The 15,660-nt window shown below is 73.1% G+C and carries 15 protein-coding genes; 9 read left to right on the forward strand and 6 right to left on the reverse strand.

Annotated elements, in window-relative coordinates:
* Positions 1–16: 16 nt before the first annotated feature.
* Complete coding sequence (locus ACIHAR_RS30670) at positions 17–685, reverse strand: response regulator transcription factor (protein WP_365461563.1); 669 nt, start codon at positions 683–685, stop codon at positions 17–19.
* A gap of 91 nt (positions 686–776) precedes the next feature.
* Entirely contained in the window at positions 777–1,979 is a 1,203-nt protein-coding gene (locus tag ACIHAR_RS30675) for a sensor histidine kinase (RefSeq protein ID WP_365461565.1), read from the reverse strand.
* 118 nt (positions 1,980–2,097) lie between these two features.
* On the opposite strand from ACIHAR_RS30675, the gene ACIHAR_RS30680 reads away from it, so the two are divergent.
* On the forward strand, positions 2,098–3,321 hold the full coding sequence (locus ACIHAR_RS30680; RefSeq protein ID WP_400022724.1) for an SAM-dependent methyltransferase: 1,224 nt from the start codon (positions 2,098–2,100) through the stop codon (positions 3,319–3,321).
* 131 nt (positions 3,322–3,452) lie between these two features.
* On the opposite strand, the gene ACIHAR_RS30685 is transcribed toward ACIHAR_RS30680, so the two are convergent.
* A complete protein-coding gene (locus tag ACIHAR_RS30685; protein ID WP_384652103.1) occupies positions 3,453–4,604 on the reverse strand; it encodes an NADH-quinone oxidoreductase subunit D in 1,152 nt (383 codons plus the stop codon).
* 31 nt (positions 4,605–4,635) lie between these two features.
* Between ACIHAR_RS30685 and ACIHAR_RS30690 the strand changes: the two genes are divergently transcribed.
* Together ACIHAR_RS30690 and ACIHAR_RS30695 are read left to right on the forward strand one after the other, a co-directional pair.
* The gene (locus tag ACIHAR_RS30690; protein ID WP_365461571.1) at positions 4,636–5,139 is read left to right on the forward strand and encodes a PH domain-containing protein; all 504 of its coding nucleotides are present in this window, start codon (positions 4,636–4,638) and stop codon (positions 5,137–5,139) included.
* Positions 5,136–6,479 carry a PH domain-containing protein gene (locus ACIHAR_RS30695; protein ID WP_400022725.1) on the forward strand — a complete coding sequence of 448 codons (1,344 nt, stop codon included), beginning with the start codon at positions 5,136–5,138 and terminating at the stop codon, positions 6,477–6,479. Before ACIHAR_RS30690 ends, ACIHAR_RS30695 begins: the two co-directional genes overlap by 4 nt.
* A 260-nt stretch (positions 6,480–6,739) precedes the next feature.
* Here ACIHAR_RS30695 and ACIHAR_RS30700 read toward each other — a convergent pair whose 3' ends face one another.
* Together ACIHAR_RS30700 and ACIHAR_RS30705 are read right to left on the reverse strand one after the other, a co-directional pair.
* The gene (locus tag ACIHAR_RS30700; RefSeq protein WP_400022726.1) at positions 6,740–8,326 is read right to left on the reverse strand and encodes a hypothetical protein; all 1,587 of its coding nucleotides are present in this window, start codon (positions 8,324–8,326) and stop codon (positions 6,740–6,742) included.
* Between the two features lie 153 nt (positions 8,327–8,479).
* On the reverse strand, positions 8,480–9,598 hold the full coding sequence (locus tag ACIHAR_RS30705) for an alpha/beta hydrolase (RefSeq protein WP_400022727.1): 1,119 nt from the start codon (positions 9,596–9,598) through the stop codon (positions 8,480–8,482).
* A 232-nt stretch (positions 9,599–9,830) separates the two neighbouring features.
* Here ACIHAR_RS30705 and ACIHAR_RS30710 point away from each other — a divergent pair, with 232 nt between their 5' ends.
* The 6 genes from ACIHAR_RS30710 (at position 9,831) to ACIHAR_RS30735 (ending at position 14,996) form a co-directional block, all read left to right on the forward strand.
* A complete protein-coding gene (locus ACIHAR_RS30710; RefSeq protein WP_365461579.1) occupies positions 9,831–11,651 on the forward strand; it encodes a phosphatidylglycerol lysyltransferase domain-containing protein in 1,821 nt (606 codons plus the stop codon).
* A 166-nt stretch (positions 11,652–11,817) separates the two neighbouring features.
* On the forward strand, positions 11,818–12,723 hold the full coding sequence (gene folP, locus ACIHAR_RS30715; RefSeq protein WP_400022728.1) for a dihydropteroate synthase: 906 nt from the start codon (positions 11,818–11,820) through the stop codon (positions 12,721–12,723).
* Positions 12,720–13,223 carry a nuclear transport factor 2 family protein gene (locus ACIHAR_RS30720; RefSeq protein WP_365461583.1) on the forward strand — a complete coding sequence of 168 codons (504 nt, stop codon included), beginning with the start codon at positions 12,720–12,722 and terminating at the stop codon, positions 13,221–13,223. Before folP ends, ACIHAR_RS30720 begins: the two co-directional genes overlap by 4 nt.
* A 249-nt stretch (positions 13,224–13,472) precedes the next feature.
* Positions 13,473–13,832: a dihydroneopterin aldolase gene (gene folB / locus ACIHAR_RS30725; RefSeq protein ID WP_365461585.1), complete on the forward strand. Its 360-nt coding sequence runs from the start codon at positions 13,473–13,475 to the stop codon at positions 13,830–13,832.
* Positions 13,829–14,440: a 2-amino-4-hydroxy-6-hydroxymethyldihydropteridine diphosphokinase gene (folK, locus tag ACIHAR_RS30730; RefSeq protein WP_365461587.1), complete on the forward strand. Its 612-nt coding sequence runs from the start codon at positions 13,829–13,831 to the stop codon at positions 14,438–14,440. Before folB ends, folK begins: the two co-directional genes overlap by 4 nt.
* Before the next feature lie 70 nt (positions 14,441–14,510).
* Complete coding sequence (locus tag ACIHAR_RS30735; RefSeq protein ID WP_365461589.1) at positions 14,511–14,996, forward strand: DUF3180 domain-containing protein; 486 nt, start codon at positions 14,511–14,513, stop codon at positions 14,994–14,996.
* A 22-nt stretch (positions 14,997–15,018) separates the two neighbouring features.
* Here ACIHAR_RS30735 and folE read toward each other — a convergent pair whose 3' ends face one another.
* Positions 15,019–15,624, reverse strand: coding sequence for a GTP cyclohydrolase I FolE (gene folE / locus ACIHAR_RS30740; RefSeq protein ID WP_365461591.1), 606 nt, complete (start codon positions 15,622–15,624; stop codon positions 15,019–15,021).
* Positions 15,625–15,660 lie beyond the last annotated feature (36 nt).

Here is a 15,660-nt window from a genome sequence, read left to right on the forward strand (position 1 = left end):
CCCGGGTGGGCCCGGTTCAGTGCCCCCCGGCGCGCACCAGACCCGTCTCGTACGCCAGGACCACCACCTGCACCCGGTCCCGCAGCCCCAGCTTGGTCAGGATGCGGCCCACGTGGGTCTTGACGGTCGCCTCGGACAGCACCAGCCGGGCCGCGATCTCGCCGTTGGACAGACCCTGGGCGACCAGCACCATGACCTCGCGCTCCCGCTCGGTGAGCCGCTCCAGCTCCTTGTGCTGGGGCTCCCTGCCGGCGCTCGGCAGCATGGGCGCGAACCGGTCGAGGAGACGGCGGGTGGTGGAGGGGGCGACCACCGCGTCACCGCTGTGCACGGAGCGGATGGCGGCGAGCAGCTCGCCGGGCGGCACGTCCTTGAGCATGAAGCCGGAGGCGCCCGCCTTCAGCGCGGAGAAGGCGTACTCGTCGAGGTCGAAGGTGGTCAGGATCAGCACCTTCGGCGCACCGGCCTCCGCGCAGATGCGCCGGGTGGCCTCCACGCCGTCCAGCTTCGGCATGCGCACGTCCATCAGCACCACGTCGACCGCCGTGGACCGCACCACCTGGAGGGCCTCGACACCGTCGCCCGCCTCCGCCACGACCTCCATGTCCGGCTGGGCGGCGAGCACCATCCGGAACCCGGTGCGCAGCAGCACCTGGTCGTCGACGAGCATCACGCGGATCGTCATCGGGTCCTCTTCCGTTTCGGTCTGTGCCGTGGCCGGCGGCGTCAAAAGTGTGTCAGGTGTGACAGGTGTCAACAGGAGGCGTGCGTCGACGTCAGTGCGCCGGTTTGAGCGGGAGCAGTGCGCTGATGCGGAATCCTCCGCCGGGGCGCGGGCCCGCGTCCAGGGTGCCGCCGACCATGCCGACCCGTTCGCGCATGCCGATCAGGCCGTGGCCCTGGCCGTCGGGGCCGCCCTCCTCGTACAGCTCGTGCGGGGCGCCCTTGCCGTCGTCCTCGACGAGCAGGCCGAGGCCGTCGTCGAAGTAGACCAGGCGCACGCTCGCGCCGGCGTTCGGCCCGCCGTGCTTGCGCGTGTTGGTGAGCGCCTCCTGCACGATGCGGTACGCGGTGAGCTCGACGCCGCTGGGCAGTGGCCGCGGGGTGCCCTCGATCTTGAAGTCCACGGGCAGGCCGGAGCCGCGGCACTGCTCGACGAGGTCCTCGATCTGCTCGACGTCCGGCTGCGGCACGTACTCGCCGCCCTCCTGGTGCTCGCCGGTGCGCAGCACGCCCAGCAGGCGGCGCATCTCGGCCAGGGCCTGACGGCCGGTGGAGGAGATCGTCTCCAGTGCCTTCTTCGCCTGGTCGGGGGCGGCGTCGAGGACGTAGGCGGCGCCGTCGGCCTGCACCACCATCACCGACACGTTGTGCGCGACGACGTCGTGGAGTTCGCGCGCGATCCGGGCGCGCTCGGCGGCGACCGCGACCTTCGCCTGGGCCTCGCGCTCCTTCTCCAGGCGCGCCGCGCGCTCCTCCAGCTGCGCGAAGTAGGCGCGGCGGGTGCGTATGGAGTCGCCGAGGACCCAGGCGAGCGCGAACGGCACCGTCTGGAAGACGACGAGCGCCACGTTGCCCGCCACGCCCGTCTGGTCGCTCGGCCAGCGCAGCTGTGCCAGGGTCGCCGCGCACAGGCCCATCGCCAGGGCGAGCCGTGAGGCCCAGCGGGCGCCGGTCGCCGCGACGGTGTAGACGATCACGAGCATCGCGAAGTCGGCCGCCCTGGTCGGGACGTCCAGCACCAGCTGCGCCAGTCCGAGCGCGCCGGCCAGCACCAGCATCTTCTCGGGCATGCGGCGGCGCAGCGCGATCACCAGGCACAACAGGAGCACGATCGGGACGACCAGTGCCGGGGCGTCCGTGCCCGTGGCCTCCTGCCGTGTCGTCTCCGCCGTGAGCGAGATACCCAGCAGGAAGAGGGCCCAGAAGCCATCGACCCCGGTCGGGTGTCTGCGGAGGAAGTCATAGAGGCGCTGCACGTAACCCAGCGTAGGGAAGCGCGATGCGTGCAGGGGTCAACCGGAGGGCCGATCCGAGGCCGACGGACGTACTCCGCAAGGTGGAGGCCGTGATCGGTCGTGCGCATAGGCTGACCAGGTGGTGGAGAAGGTGACGGACCCCGGCGGGTGGCGCGGCTGGCGGACGGCGGCGGAGACCGCCCTGTACGGAGCGGACGGCTTCTACCGGCGCCCCGAGGGCCCGGCCGGGCACTTCCGTACGTCCGTGCACGCTTCCCCGCTGTTCGCCGGGGCCGTGGCCGGGCTGCTGTGCCGGGTCGACGAGGCGCTCGGGCGGCCCGAGTCGCTCGACTTCGTCGACGTGGCCGCCGGCCGCGGCGAACTGGTGACCGGCGTGCTCGCCGCGCTCCCCTCCGACGTGGCCGCCCGCACGCGCGCGTACGCCGTCGAGATCGCCGCCCGCCCGCCGGGCCTCGCCGACGGGATCGTGTGGCTGCCCGAACCTCCGCCGCGGGTGACCGGGCTGCTGTTCGCCAACGAGTGGCTGGACAACGTGCCCGTCGAGGTCGCCGAGGTGGACTCCGCGGGCGTGGCCCGGCGGGTGCTCGTCCGGGAGGACGGCGCCGAGCGGCTCGGGGAGCCGGTGTCGGGCGCGGACGCAGCGTGGCTCGCGCGCTGGTGGCCGCTGCCGGAGGAGCAAGGGCTGCGGGCGGAGATCGGGCTCCCCCGGGACCTCGCCTGGGCGTCGGCCGTCTCGCGTGTGACGCGGGGGCTCGCGGTGGCCGTGGACTACGCGCACACGGCCGGTGCGCGCCCTCCGTTCGGGACGCTCACCGGCTTCCGGGAGGGCCGCGAGACGGCACCCGTGCCGGACGGCTCGTGCGACATCACGGCGCACGTGGCACTGGACGCGTGCGCGGAGGCGGGAGCGCAGGCGCAGACGGGGGCGGGGGCGGGTACGGAGACGGGAGCGCAGGCCGTGGCGGGCGCGGAGACGGGAGCAGGAACGGGCGCGGGCGGGACCGCGGGAGCAGGAACGCGGGCGGGAGCAGGAACGCGGGCGGGTGCAGGAACGCGGGCGGGCGCGGGGGCGGAAGCGGGAACGGGCGCGGGCGCGACGGCGTGCACGCCCCCCGGTGCGCGACTGCTCAGCCAACGCGCCGCCCTGCGCGCCCTCGGCGTCTCAGGCGAGCGCCCCCCGCTCGCGCTCGCCTCCACGAACCCCCCGGCCTACGTACGCGCCCTCGCGAGCGCCGGGGAGGCCGCCGAGCTCACCGCCGCGGGCGGACTCGGCGACTTCCTATGGCTGCTCCAGCCGGTCGGGATTCCCGACCCGTTCCGTCCGGAGCCCCGGCCCGCCTGACCGGCGCACCGCAGCACCCGGGCGCCCCGCGCGCCAGCCCCCGCGCGCCGTGCCCCAGGCGCCCCGTCGGCTCCAAGCGCCCCGCCTGCCCAGGCGCGCCGCGCACCCGTTGCCGCCCCCTACTTGTCGCTCTACTTGTCGATGTCCCCGACCACGAAGAACATCGAGCCCAGGATTGCCACCATGTCGGCGACCAGCGTGCCCGGCAGCAGTTCGGTGAGCGCCTGGATGTTGTTGTACGAGGCCGAGCGCAGCTTCAGCCGGTACGGGGTCTTCTCGCCCTTGCTGACGAGGTAGTAGCCGTTGATGCCGAGAGGGTTCTCGGTCCACGCGTACGTGTGGCCCTCGGGCGCCTTGAGGACCTTGGGGAGCCGCTGGTTGATCGGGCCGGGCGGGAGGTCGGCGAGGCGGTCCAGGCAGGCGTCCGCGAGGTCGAGCGCGTTGTGCGTCTGCTCCAGGAGGCACTCGAAGCGGGCGAGGCAGTCGCCCTCGGTCCGGGTCACCACCTTCAGGGTGTCCTGCAGTTCCCCGTAGGCGAGGTAGGGCTCGTCGCGGCGCAGGTCGAAGTCGACGCCCGAGGCGCGCGCGATCGGCCCGCTCACGCCGTACGCGTGGACGGCCTGCGGGGTGAGCGTGCCCACCCCGCGCGTGCGCCCCCGGAAGATCTCGTTGCCGAGCACCAGGTCGTCGAAGACGTCCATGCGCGAGCGCACGGCGGCGACGGCGCCCCGCGCGCGGGAGGCCCATCCGGCCGGCAGGTCCTCCTTGAGGCCGCCGACGCGGTTGAACATGTAGTGCATGCGCCCGCCGGAGACCTCCTCCATGACGTTCTGGAGCACCTCGCGCTCGCGGAAGGCGTAGAAGACCGGCGTGATGCCGCCCAGCTCCAGCGGATACGACCCCAGGAACATCAGGTGGTTGAGGACCCGGTTCAGCTCGGCGAGGAGCGTGCGCGTCCACACCGCGCGCGCGGGGACCTCCATGCCGAGCATGCGCTCCACGCCGAGGACCACGCCCAGCTCGTTGGAGAAGGCCGAGAGCCAGTCGTGGCGGTTGGCCAGCACGATGATCTGGCGGTAGTCGCGCGCCTCGAACAGCTTCTCCGCGCCGCGGTGCATGTAGCCGATCACGGGCTCCGCGTGCCTGATGCGCTCGCCGTCCAGCACGAGCTTCAGCCGCAGCACGCCGTGCGTGGAGGGGTGCTGCGGGCCGATGTTGAGCACCATGTCGGTGCTCTCCGCGGCACCGCCGATGCCGACCGTGGTCTCCGTCGTAGGAGTCATGGACCCAGTCTCTCCTACGTACGCTGGCCGTATGGAAACGGGGAGCGCGGCTGGGGTGGAGACGACGGGGGCGGGGCCCGGGTGGACCGGGCTGCCTCCGGGGCTGCTGCGGATGCGGCGGCTGCTGCTGGTGGTGTGGCTGGGACTGGCGGCCGTCGGCCTCGGCGTACTGCTGAGCCTGCTCGCCGGCCCGGCGTGGGCGCTGTTCGCGCTGCTGCCACTGGCGGGGATCGGCTGGGGCTGGGTCATGCTGGGCCGCAACTGGCGCTCCTGGCGGTACGCGGAGCGCGCCGACGACCTGCTGATCAGCCGCGGCGTGCTGTGGCGCGAGGAGACGGTCGTGCCGTACGGGCGGATGCAGCTCGTCGAGGTGACCTCCGGACCCGTCGAGCGGCACTTCGGGCTGGCGAGCGTCCAGCTGCACACCGCGGCGGCCGCGACGGACGCGACGATCCCGGGCCTGGACCCGGCCGAGGCGGAGCGGCTGCGGGATCGGCTCACCGAGCTCGGCGAGGCCCGATCGGCGGGGCTGTGACAGCGCCGGGCGTCGACGACGGCGTACGCGACGGACTCCCGGAGCGGGACGTCACCGAGCGCCGGCTGCATCCCGTGACGCCGTTCCGGCGGGCGTGGGCGCCCGTCGCGGTGCTCGTCGGCTGGGCGGCGCACGACCCCAACCAGGCGCAGGAGCACCTGGCCCGGCTGACCACGACGACACTGCTGATCGCCCTCGCGGTGATCGTCCCGGCGGCCGCCCTCTACGGGTTCCTGTCCTGGTGGTTCACGCACTTCGCGGTCACCGACAGCGAACTGCGCATCCGCACCGGCCTGGTGTTCCGGCGCGCCGCGCACATCCGGCTGGAACGCATCCAGGCGATCGACGTCACCCGGCCGCTGCTCGCGCGGATCGCGGGCGTCGCGAAGCTGCGGCTCGACGTCGTCGGCGCCGACAAGAAGGACGAGCTGGCCTTCCTCGGCGAGGCCGAGGCCCGCGCGCTGCGGGCCGAGCTGCTCGCGCGCGCGGCGGGCTTCGCGCCCGAGACGGCGCACGAGGTCGGCGAAGCGCCGGCGCGTGAGCTGTTGCGCGTACCGGCGCGCGAGCTGGCGATCGCGCTGGTGCTGACCGGCGCGACCTGGGGCGCGCTCGCCGCCGCGCTCGTCGTCCCACCGGTGCTGTGGCTGGCCACCCACAGCGTGTGGACGGTCCTCGCGACCGGCGTGCCGCTGCTCGGCGCGGCGGGCGCGAGCAGCGTGGGGCGGTTCGTCGGCGAGTACGACTGGACGGTCGGCGAGTCGCCGGACGGGCTGCGCATCGACCACGGTCTGCTGGACCGCACGCACGAGACGGTGCCGCCCGGGCGCGTGCAGACCGTCCGGGTCGTCGAGCCTCTGCTGTGGCGGCGCCGGGGCTGGGTGCGGATCGAGCTGGACGTGGCCGGCTCGTCCAACTCCGTGCTCGTGCCGGTCGCCCCGCGCGCGGCCGCGGAAGCCGTCATCGCGCGCGTGCTGCCCGGAGTGACCGTCCCGGCGACGGCCGCGCTGTCCCGGCCGCCGCGCCGCGCCGGGCGCTGCGTCCCCTTCTGGTGGCGCGGCTACGGCATCGCCGTCACGGACACGGTGTTCGTCGCGCGGCACGGCTTGCTGCGACGGAGCGTGGCGCTCGTGCCGCACGCCAAGGTGCAGAGCGTGCGGCTCGCACAGGGCCCGTGGCAGCGGTTCTGGAGCGTCGCGGACGTGCACGTGGACACGGGGGCCGACAAGACGGTGACGGCGCGGCTGAGGGACGCGCGGGAGGCCGCGGAGCTCCTGCGGGGTCAGGCGGAGCGGTCCCGGACCGGGCGTCGGGACGCGCGGCCCGACCGGTGGATGGCGTAGACGCGCGAGAGGGCCCGCCCCGCCGTACGGAAGCCGGCGGGACAGGCCCTGGGGAGGTGCGGCAGCAAGGTCCTGCGGCCCCCGGTGCGTTCAGGACCCGGGGCCCACGAAGCGTTCAGGTCCTGGGGACTTGGTGCGTTCAGGTCCTGGGGACTTGGTGCGTTCAGGTCCTGGGGACTTGGTGCGTTCAGTCCCTGGGGACCCGGCGCGTTCGGATTCCGGGGACCATGAAGCATTCGAGCCCTGGGGACCCGGTGCGTTCAGGAGGCGGCGCTGCGCAGCCCGTGGACGTCGATCTGCTCGGTCTCGTCGTGCGCGGTCAGGTCGATCACCTGGCCGACACCACGCGCTTCCTCGTCCGCCGGCTTGAACTCCGCCTCGGACTCGGCCTTGTGCAGCGCGAGCGCCTCCTGGCCCACGACGTCGGCCAGGTCCTCGTTCTGCACGGCCTCCAGCGCGTCCGACGCCGACGTCCGCTTCGTACCGAAGAAGTCGAACCCGCCCTCGGCCGCCGGACGCCGCACCGGCTGCGCGGCCGGTACGACGGCCACGGCGGTCGGGACGGTGAAGTGCCCGGAGGGGCGCGGCACGGGACCGCCGGGGCGCGGGACGAGCGCACCGGCGTCGACTGCGGGGGCGCCGGTCGTGTCGGTCGTGTCGGCCCGGGGGGCGACGGAGCGCTCGGCCTCCAGGGAGACGGCGGACTGCCCGGCCTCCGGGGAGTGCGTCGCGTCCGGTTCCTCCGGGGTGCCCGCGTCCGTGCCCGCGTCCTCGGTCTTGCCTTCGGCCTTGTCCTCGGCCTTCTCCGACCGGGCGGCCTCTTCGGCAGCGGCCTGTTCCGCCGGGTTCTCGTTCTCCCCGGCGGCCGTCTGGGGGGCGGCCGCGCGCGTGTGCTCGTCGACCGCCTCGGGCTTCCCCTCGACCTCGTCCTCCCGCGCGGCCTCCGCGTCGCCACCGGTCTGGGCGCGGGCGGCCCGCCCGGGCTCCGCCTGGGCGGCGGGGTCGTCGCTGTCCGGAACCTGCGCCGACGGCGCCGACGGCGCCGACGGCTCGGCCGGCTGCTGGACCGCGTCGCCGTCGAACCGGGCCAGCGCCGCCTGAGCGCGGAGGAACAACTGGGAGCCCGCGGGCGAGAACGCCGCCGGAGCCTTCGGCTCGTCCGCGGCGGCCTCGACGTCCGTAGAAGGATTGGCGGTCGCGCCGGCCTCGACGTCCGCGGAGATCTCGGTGGTCTCGCCGGCCTCGGTGGTCGCGGTCTCCGGCGTGTCGTTCGCCGGCGTCTCCGTCTCGTCGGTGCCGGCCGGGGTGCCCTCCCGCACGGCGGCCGTGCCCGCGCCCGTCCCGGGCGCCTCCTCGGCGCGCGGCGCGGGCGGCAGGGCGCGCGCCGGTGCCGTGGTCTCTATCTCGAGCAGGCGCCGGCCTTCCAGGGCGCTCGCCCGCTCGGTCTCGGCCGTGGCGTAGCGGCGCAGCAGTGCCGCGTGCTCATTGCGCAGGCCGGCCAGTTCGGCGCGCTTGGCCCGCAGGCGCTGCTCGAGCTTCACGCGCAGCTCACGCGATTCGTCGAGGTCACTCTCCAGTTCGGCGACGCGTTCCTCGAAGCGCCACTCGTCGCTCGCACGCGCGCGCGTGAGGTCGGCGACCTGCTTGCCGGCCTGGATGTCCCAGCGGCGCATGACGACCGCGCCGAGGACCGCCGTCACCGCGGCGGCCGCGGCGAGACCTCGGAGCACCATTGGCTCCGTGAACACCCAGGGGCCGAGGGCACAGACGAGGGAGACGCCTGCGATCGCCGAAGGAGGCAGCAGCCTGTGCAAAGGCGGGGAATGGCGGTGACGTCCACGTGGCATGGCCAGAAACTTACCGCGCGTAGGCGAATGTTGGCGCCCCGCCCCGCAAAAACACAGCCGTACCGGAGTCTCACAGGGCATCACCAAACAGGTCCGCCGCGGAATTCGACAAGAATCAAGATCGTTTATGGTCGGTGCTGCCGTCGCCCGACGTCACGGGCCGCTCAGCCGCCCGCTGATCCACTCCAGCGTCGGCGGGATCTCGCGCCGCCAGGTGTTGAAGTTGTGCCCGCCGCTTTCGAGGATGATCGACGAGATCCGCGTCTTGTTCGTCGCCTTCGCCTGTTCGATGAACTTCAGCGTGGCCTTGTAGTTGGATTCTCCGACCTTGCTGCTCGTGACGAGCAACGAGGTGCCCGGCGCGGGCCGGTGCTTCAGGAACCACCGCAGGTCGGCCTCGTCGCGCAAGGTCTTGTCGCCCTGGAAGAGGTCGCCGGTGGTCGGGTCGATCGGCGCCTTATAGTACGCCGACAGGCCGGCGCCCGCCGCGAAGACCTGGGGGTGGTGCATCGCCAGCTTCAGCGCGCAGTAACCGCCCGTCGAGTTCCCGATGACGCCCCAGCTGCCCGGCGCGCGGTCCACCCTGTAGTGGGCCGTCACGGCCTCGGGGAGGTCCTTCGCGAAGAACGACTCGGTCTGCGGCCCGCCCGGGACGTCCACGCACTCCGTGTCCCGCGGCGGCGCCACCGTCGGCCGCAGCATCACCAGGATCATCGGCCGCATCCGTCCGTCCCCGGCGAGCTCCCGCGCCGTGCGCGGGTAGTCCAGCTTGTTCACGAGCGCCTCCGCCGTACCCGGATAGCCGGTGAGCACCACGGCCGCCGGGAACGTCCGTGCGCGGTGGCGCGGATCGAAGTACTCCGGCGGCAGGTAGACGTAGGCGGGCGAGGCGATGCGCGTCGTCCGGCCGGTGATGGCGACCTTCTGTATCTGTCCGCCGGACCGCGGTTCCCCGCCGCCCTCCACCCGCCGCGTCTCGACCACCCGCAGCGGCCCCTTCGGACCGCCCGCCGCGTGGTCCACGACCACGCCCTGGTCGGTCTCCCGGCCGAACAGGTCCGCCCAGCTGGCGTAGAACCCGAAAGCCTGGTTGGCGGCCAGTCCCACCGACGCGAAGAGCGCCAACTGGGTGGCGAGCAGCAGGCCGATCCGTCCGCTGACGGCCCGCCAGCCACCCCCGGCCAGGCGCGGCCACTGCCACACCGTGCCGGCGAACAGCAGTACGGCGGAGAGCACCGCCAGCAGCAGCACTGTGTTGCTCGTAAGACCCATGGGGGTTCCTGCCTGCGCTTTCCGCCCGGGATCCCGCACCGCCCCCGCACCTCGGCGAGGGCTTGCCCCGGGCTTTCCTTGGCCTTTTCGGCGGCTTTGAGAAGACGAGTGAACCTCTCTCGCCGAGACACCGTCCTAGAGGGCGCAATGTCGCCGGATGCCCCGATCGGCACCGGGTCCAAGGTCTCTCGCGGAACTACGGGATGCGATGTCTGTCAGGGAAGATGGGGAAATGTCGGGCGGGGTTCCGAGCCGATCACGCCGGGTGCGCAAGCTGATCCGGGGCCCGCGCCCCGAGTCCGTACCCGCCCTCGTCGGCAGGGCCTGTGCCCTGGTGGGGCTGCTCGACATCGCCGCGGGCGTCTTCCCGCGGTTCCGGCACAGCCGTATGCACACCATGGCGGAAGTGCTGCCCGGCGCGTTCGGCCCGTTCGCGGCCGCGCTCTCGCTGAGCGCGGGCGTCCTGCTGCTCCTCCTCGCGCACGGCCTCAAGCGCGGCAAGCGACGCGCGTGGCGTGCCGCGGTCGCGCTGCTCCCGGCGGGCGCCGTCGCACAGTTCACCTACCGGCACTCGATCGCCGGCGCGCTGATCTCCCTCGCGCTGCTGGTGCCGCTGCTGCTCCACCGCGACCAGTTCCGGGCCCTGCCCGACCCGCGCAGCCGCTGGCGCGCGCTCGCCAACTTCGTGCTCATGGGCGCGGGTTCGCTCCTGCTGGGCCTGGTCATCGTCAGCGCCCACCCCGGCCGTCTGATCGGCGACCCCAGTCTGGCCGACCGCATCACCCACGTCCTGTACGGCCTGTTCGGCTTCGAAGGCCCGGTCGACTACCAGGGCAACACCTCCTGGACGGTCGCCTTCTCGCTCGGCGCCCTCGGGTGGATCACCGCGGTCACCACCGTCTACCTCGCCTTCCGGCCCGAACACCCGGCCGCCCACCTCACCGAGGAGGACGAGGCCCGGCTGCGCGCCCTGCTGGAGAAGCACGGCGGCCGGGACTCGCTCGGCCACTTCGCCCTGCGCCGCGACAAGGCCGTCGTCTTCTCCCCCAGCGGCAAGGCGGCGGTGACCTACCGCGTCGTGTCCGGCGTGATGCTCGCCAGCGGCGACCCCATCGGCGACGTCGAGGCCTGGCCCGGCGCCATAGAGCGCTTCATGGACGAGGCCAAGGCGCACTCCTGGACCCCCGCCGTCATGGGCTGCTCCGAGACGGGCGGCGAGGTGTGGACCCGGGAGACCGGACTCGACGCCCTCGAACTGGGTGACGAGGCGGTGGTGGACGTCGCGGATTTCTCGCTCGCCGGCCGCGCGATGCGCAACGTGCGCCAGATGGTCAAGCGCATCGAGCGCGCCGGTTACGAAACCCGCGTACGACGTGTCCGTGACCTCGGCGAGACCGAGCTGGAGCGGATCCGGCGCGCCGCCGAGGACTGGCGCGGCACCGACACCGAACGCGGCTTCTCGATGGCCCTCGGCCGGGTCGGCGACCCCGCCGACGGCGACTGCCTCATCGCCACCGCCCACAAGGCCGATGACGAACCCGGCCCGTACGGCGACCTGAAGGCGATCCTGCACTTCGTGCCCTGGGGCGCCGACGGCGTCTCCCTCGACCTGATGCGCCGCGACCGCTCGGCCGACCCGGGCATGAACGAACTGCTGATCGTGGCCGCGCTGCAGGCCGCGCCGAAGTTCGGCATCGCGCGCGTGTCGCTGAACTTCGCCATGTTCCGCTCGGCGCTGGCGCGCGGCGAGAAGATCGGTGCGGGGCCGGTGCTGCGCGCCTGGCGCGGGCTGCTGGTGTTCCTCTCGCGGTGGTTCCAAATCGAGTCCCTGTACAAGTTCAACGCCAAGTTCCAGCCCCGCTGGGAGCCCCGCTTCGTCGTCTACCGGGCCTCCGGCGACCTGCCCCGCATAGGCTTCGCCGCCATGCAGGCCGAGGGCTTCGTCAACCTCGCCCTCCCCCTCCCGCGGTTCCTGCGCCGCCGCTCCCCCGCGCGCGTGTGCGCCCACCAGGTGGCCGAGAGGGTGGCGGAGAGGGACGTACGGGCGGCGTAGCCGCGACGCGCCGGGACCCGCGCGGCCGGGGGCCCGGACGCACCGGAGCCGGCACACCCGGCCCCTCGGAAAGGACCGGCCCGGGCGGAAGCCACGCCCCCCAGCCCTGTGGCTTCCGCCCGGGCCTCACGGCGTCCCGGCTCCCTGCGGGGCCTACGCTGAACGTATGAGCAAGCAGAGCGGACGCGGGCGCGTCGCCGGCCTTCCGGAATGGGACCGCTGCGCGGTCATGGGAGTCGTCAACGTGACCCCCGACTCCTTCTCCGACGGCGGCCGCTGGTTCGACACGACGGCCGCCGTCAAACACGGCCTCCAACTGGTCGCAGAGGGCGCGGACCTCGTCGACGTCGGCGGCGAGTCCACCCGCCCCGGCGCGACCCGCGTCGACGAGGCCGAGGAACTCCGTCGTGTCATCCCCGTCGTCCGGGGCCTCGCCTCCGAAGGCGTCGTCGTCTCCGTCGACACCATGCGCGCCTCCGTGGCCGCCAGCGCTCTCGCGGCCGGCGCCGCCCTCGTCAACGACGTCAGCGGCGGCCTCGCCGACCCCGAGATGATCCCGGTCGTCGCCGACGCGGACGCCCCCTTCGTCGTCATGCACTGGCGCGGCTTCCTCGAAGGCGGCAACGTCCGGGGTGTCTACGAGGACGTCGTCCGCGAGGTCGTCGACGAACTCCACGCGCGCGTGGACGCCGTCCTGGCCGGGGGCATCGCCCCCGACCGTGTCGTCGTCGACCCCGGTCTCGGCTTCTCCAAGGAGGCCGACCACGACCTCTCCCTCCTCGCCCACCTCGACCGGCTGCACGCCCTGGGACACCCCCTGCTCGTCGCCGCCTCCCGCAAGCGGTTCCTCGGACGCGTGCTGGCGGGACCGGAGGGCGCACCGCCGCCCGCGCGCGAGCGCGACGCCGCCACGGCCGCCGTCTCCGCACTCGCGGCCCACGCCGGCGCGTGGGCGGTACGCGTGCACGAGGTGCGCGCGACGGCGGACGCGGTGAGGGTCGCGCGCGCCGTGGAAGGAGCGCGCACCGGCACCGGCACGCCGGGCGCGAGCGCTTCCGAAGGAGCCCGGTGAGCGCCCCCCACACCGACGTCGAGCAGGTCGAGGCCGCCAACACCGCCTTCTACGAGGCGCTGGAGCGGGGCGACTTCGAGACGGTGTCCTCGCTCTGGCTGACGCCGGCGGAGCTGGGCGTCGACGAGGAGTACCACGACCCGGCGGACACGGGTGTGATCTCCTGCGTGCACCCGGGCTGGCCCGTGCTCACCGGCCGCGGCGAGGTCCTGAGGTCGTACGCGCTGATCATGGCGAACACCGACTACATCCAGTTCTTCCTCACCGACGTGCATGTGTCCGTCACCGGCGACACCGCCCTGGTGACCTGCACCGAGAACATCCTCAGCGGCGGCCCCGCACCGCGGGCCGGCGAGGAGCTCGGTCCGCTCGTGGGCCAGCTCGTGGTCGCCACGAACGTGTTCCGCCGCACATCGGACGGCTGGAAGCTGTGGTCGCACCACGCCTCTCCGGTCCTGACCGAGAACGACGAGGACGAGGACGAGGAGACCCCCTCCTGAGTGGGTGGACGGGCCCACGGGGACCACGGAGTGGTTGGAATCACGAACCCGCGGGTAGGGGCGGCTACCAGCCCGTGAACCGCCGGGTTTCCCAGGGGGAACACACCAGGAAGCCTCTGGCTCCCGGCTCGGGACTGCGGCCCGGTGGCCCAGCCGTGTCGGTGGTCGCAGGTAGATTCGTTCGAGGCCGGTGTGCCGCCCGCACACGGTACGCACCGGCCGTCACCGACGATTGCAGGAGTGATTCGCGTGGATCGTGTCGCGCTGCGCGGCCTGAAGGCCCGCGGGTACCACGGCGTGTTCCCCAAGGAACGCGAGGAGGGCCAGACCTTCATCGTGGACCTCGTGCTCGGCCTGGACACCCGCCCGGCCGCGGCCGACGACGACCTGGCGAAGACCGTGCACTACGGCATCGTGGCGGAGGAGGTCGTGGCCGTCGTCGAGGGCGACCCCGTCGACCTCATCGAGACGCTCGCCGAGCGCATCGCCCAGGCCTGTCTGAAGCACGAAGGGGTCCAGGAGGTCGAGGTCTGCGTCCACAAACCGGACGCACCGATCACCGTCCCCTTCGACGACGTGACCGTCACCATCACCCGGAGCCGAGTATGACCGCGTCCTTCACCGAGGGTCACAGCGACCCGACCGTACAGCCGGTACCCGCCTCCGTCGTCGAGAAGGTCGACGCCGCCGACACCACCCTCCACAACCCGAAGCGGGCCGTCATCTCCATCGGCTCCAACCTCGGCAACCGGCTGGAGACCCTCCAGGGCGCCATCGACGCCCTGGAGGACACCCCGGGCGTGCGCGTCAAGGCCGTCTCCCCCGTGTACGAGACGGAGCCGTGGGGCGTCGAGCCCGGCAGCCAGCCCTCGTACTTCAACGCGGTCGTCGTCCTGAAGACCACCCTCCCCCCGTCCTCCCTCCTGGAGCGGGCCCACGCGGTCGAGGAGGCCTTCCACCGCGTCCGGGACGAACGCTGGGGCGCGCGCACCCTGGACGTAGACATCGTCGCGTACGCCGACGTCGTCTCCGACGACCCGCAGCTCACGCTCCCGCACCCGCGCGCCCACGAGCGCGCCTTCGTCCTCGCCCCCTGGCACGACGTGGACCCCGGCGCCCAGCTGCCCGGCCGCGGCACGGTCGCCGCCCTCCTCGGCGCCGTCACCCGCGACGGCGTGGAGGCCCGCGCGGACCTGGAACTCCGGCTGCCCGAGTAGTCGTTAAGGTCAAGACGACCACAGTCCCACGGGCACGGCCCGTGGGATCCGGGGGAACCGAAGGGACACCGTGAGAGAGCTGCGCATCAGGATGCTGGCCGGCGTCTTCGTCGTCGCCGGTGTCCTGTCCTGGGCGGGCGCCCGCCTCTGGAACTCGATCGGGACCCTCCCCAGCGTCCCGCTGGCCGCGCCCATCGTCCTGGCGGCGATCGCCGCGATCCTCCTGGCGACGGCGCTCTCCCTGCGCGCCCGCCTCAAGGCCCAGCGCGAGCGCCGCCCGGAGGCCAAGGGAGTCGACCCCCTGATGGCGGCCCGCGCGGTCGTCTTCGGCCAGGCCAGCGCCCTGGTCGCCGCCCTCGTCGCCGGGATGTACGGCGGCACGGGCGTCTTCCTCCTGGAGTCCCTTGACATCCCGGCCCGCCGCGACCAGGCCGTCTACGCCGGCTTCGCGGTCCTGGCCGGCATCGGCGTGATAGCGGCGGCGATCTTCCTGGAGCGCGTGTGCAAACTCCCGGAGGACGACGACAACAACACCGGGGCGACGTCGACGGCCTGAGCGGCCGGAGCCCTCCGCGGCGTCAGTGCGCCATGATCAGGCTCATCGCCTCGTTGCGGGTCGCCGCGTCCCGCAGCTGGCCGCGCACCGCGGAGGTGATGGTCTTGGCGCCGGGCTTGCGAATGCCCCGCATGGACATGCACATGTGCTCGCATTCGACGACGACGATGACACCGCGCGGCTCGAGGATCTCCATCAGGGAGTCCGCTATCTGCGTGGTGAGTCGTTCCTGCACCTGCGGGCGGCGGGCGTAGACGTCCACCAGACGGGCCAGCTTGGACAGTCCCGTGATCTTGCCGCTGGTGGACGGGATGTACCCGACGTGAGCGACCCCCCGGAACGGCACCAGATGATGCTCACACGTCGAGTACACCTCGATGTCCTTGACGAGCACCATCTCGTCGTGACCGAGGTCGAACGTCGTCGTCAGCACATCCTCGGGCTGCTGCCACAGCCCCGCGAAGATCTCCTTGTACGCCCGTGCCACCCGCGCCGGCGTCTCCCTCAGGCCCTCGCGGTCCGGGTCCTCGCCGACCGCGATCAGCAGCTCGCGTATGGCGTTCTCAGCCCGCTTCTCGTCGAACTCACCGATCTGGCCCTCGCCGTCCAGCGTCACGGGGTCGGTCATTTGCTGGTGCCTCGTTCCTGTGCGGGTCGCGTGTGG

The sequence above is a fragment of the Streptomyces sp. NPDC052016 genome, assembly GCF_044548445.1.
Classification (GTDB): domain Bacteria; phylum Actinomycetota; class Actinomycetes; order Streptomycetales; family Streptomycetaceae; genus Streptomyces.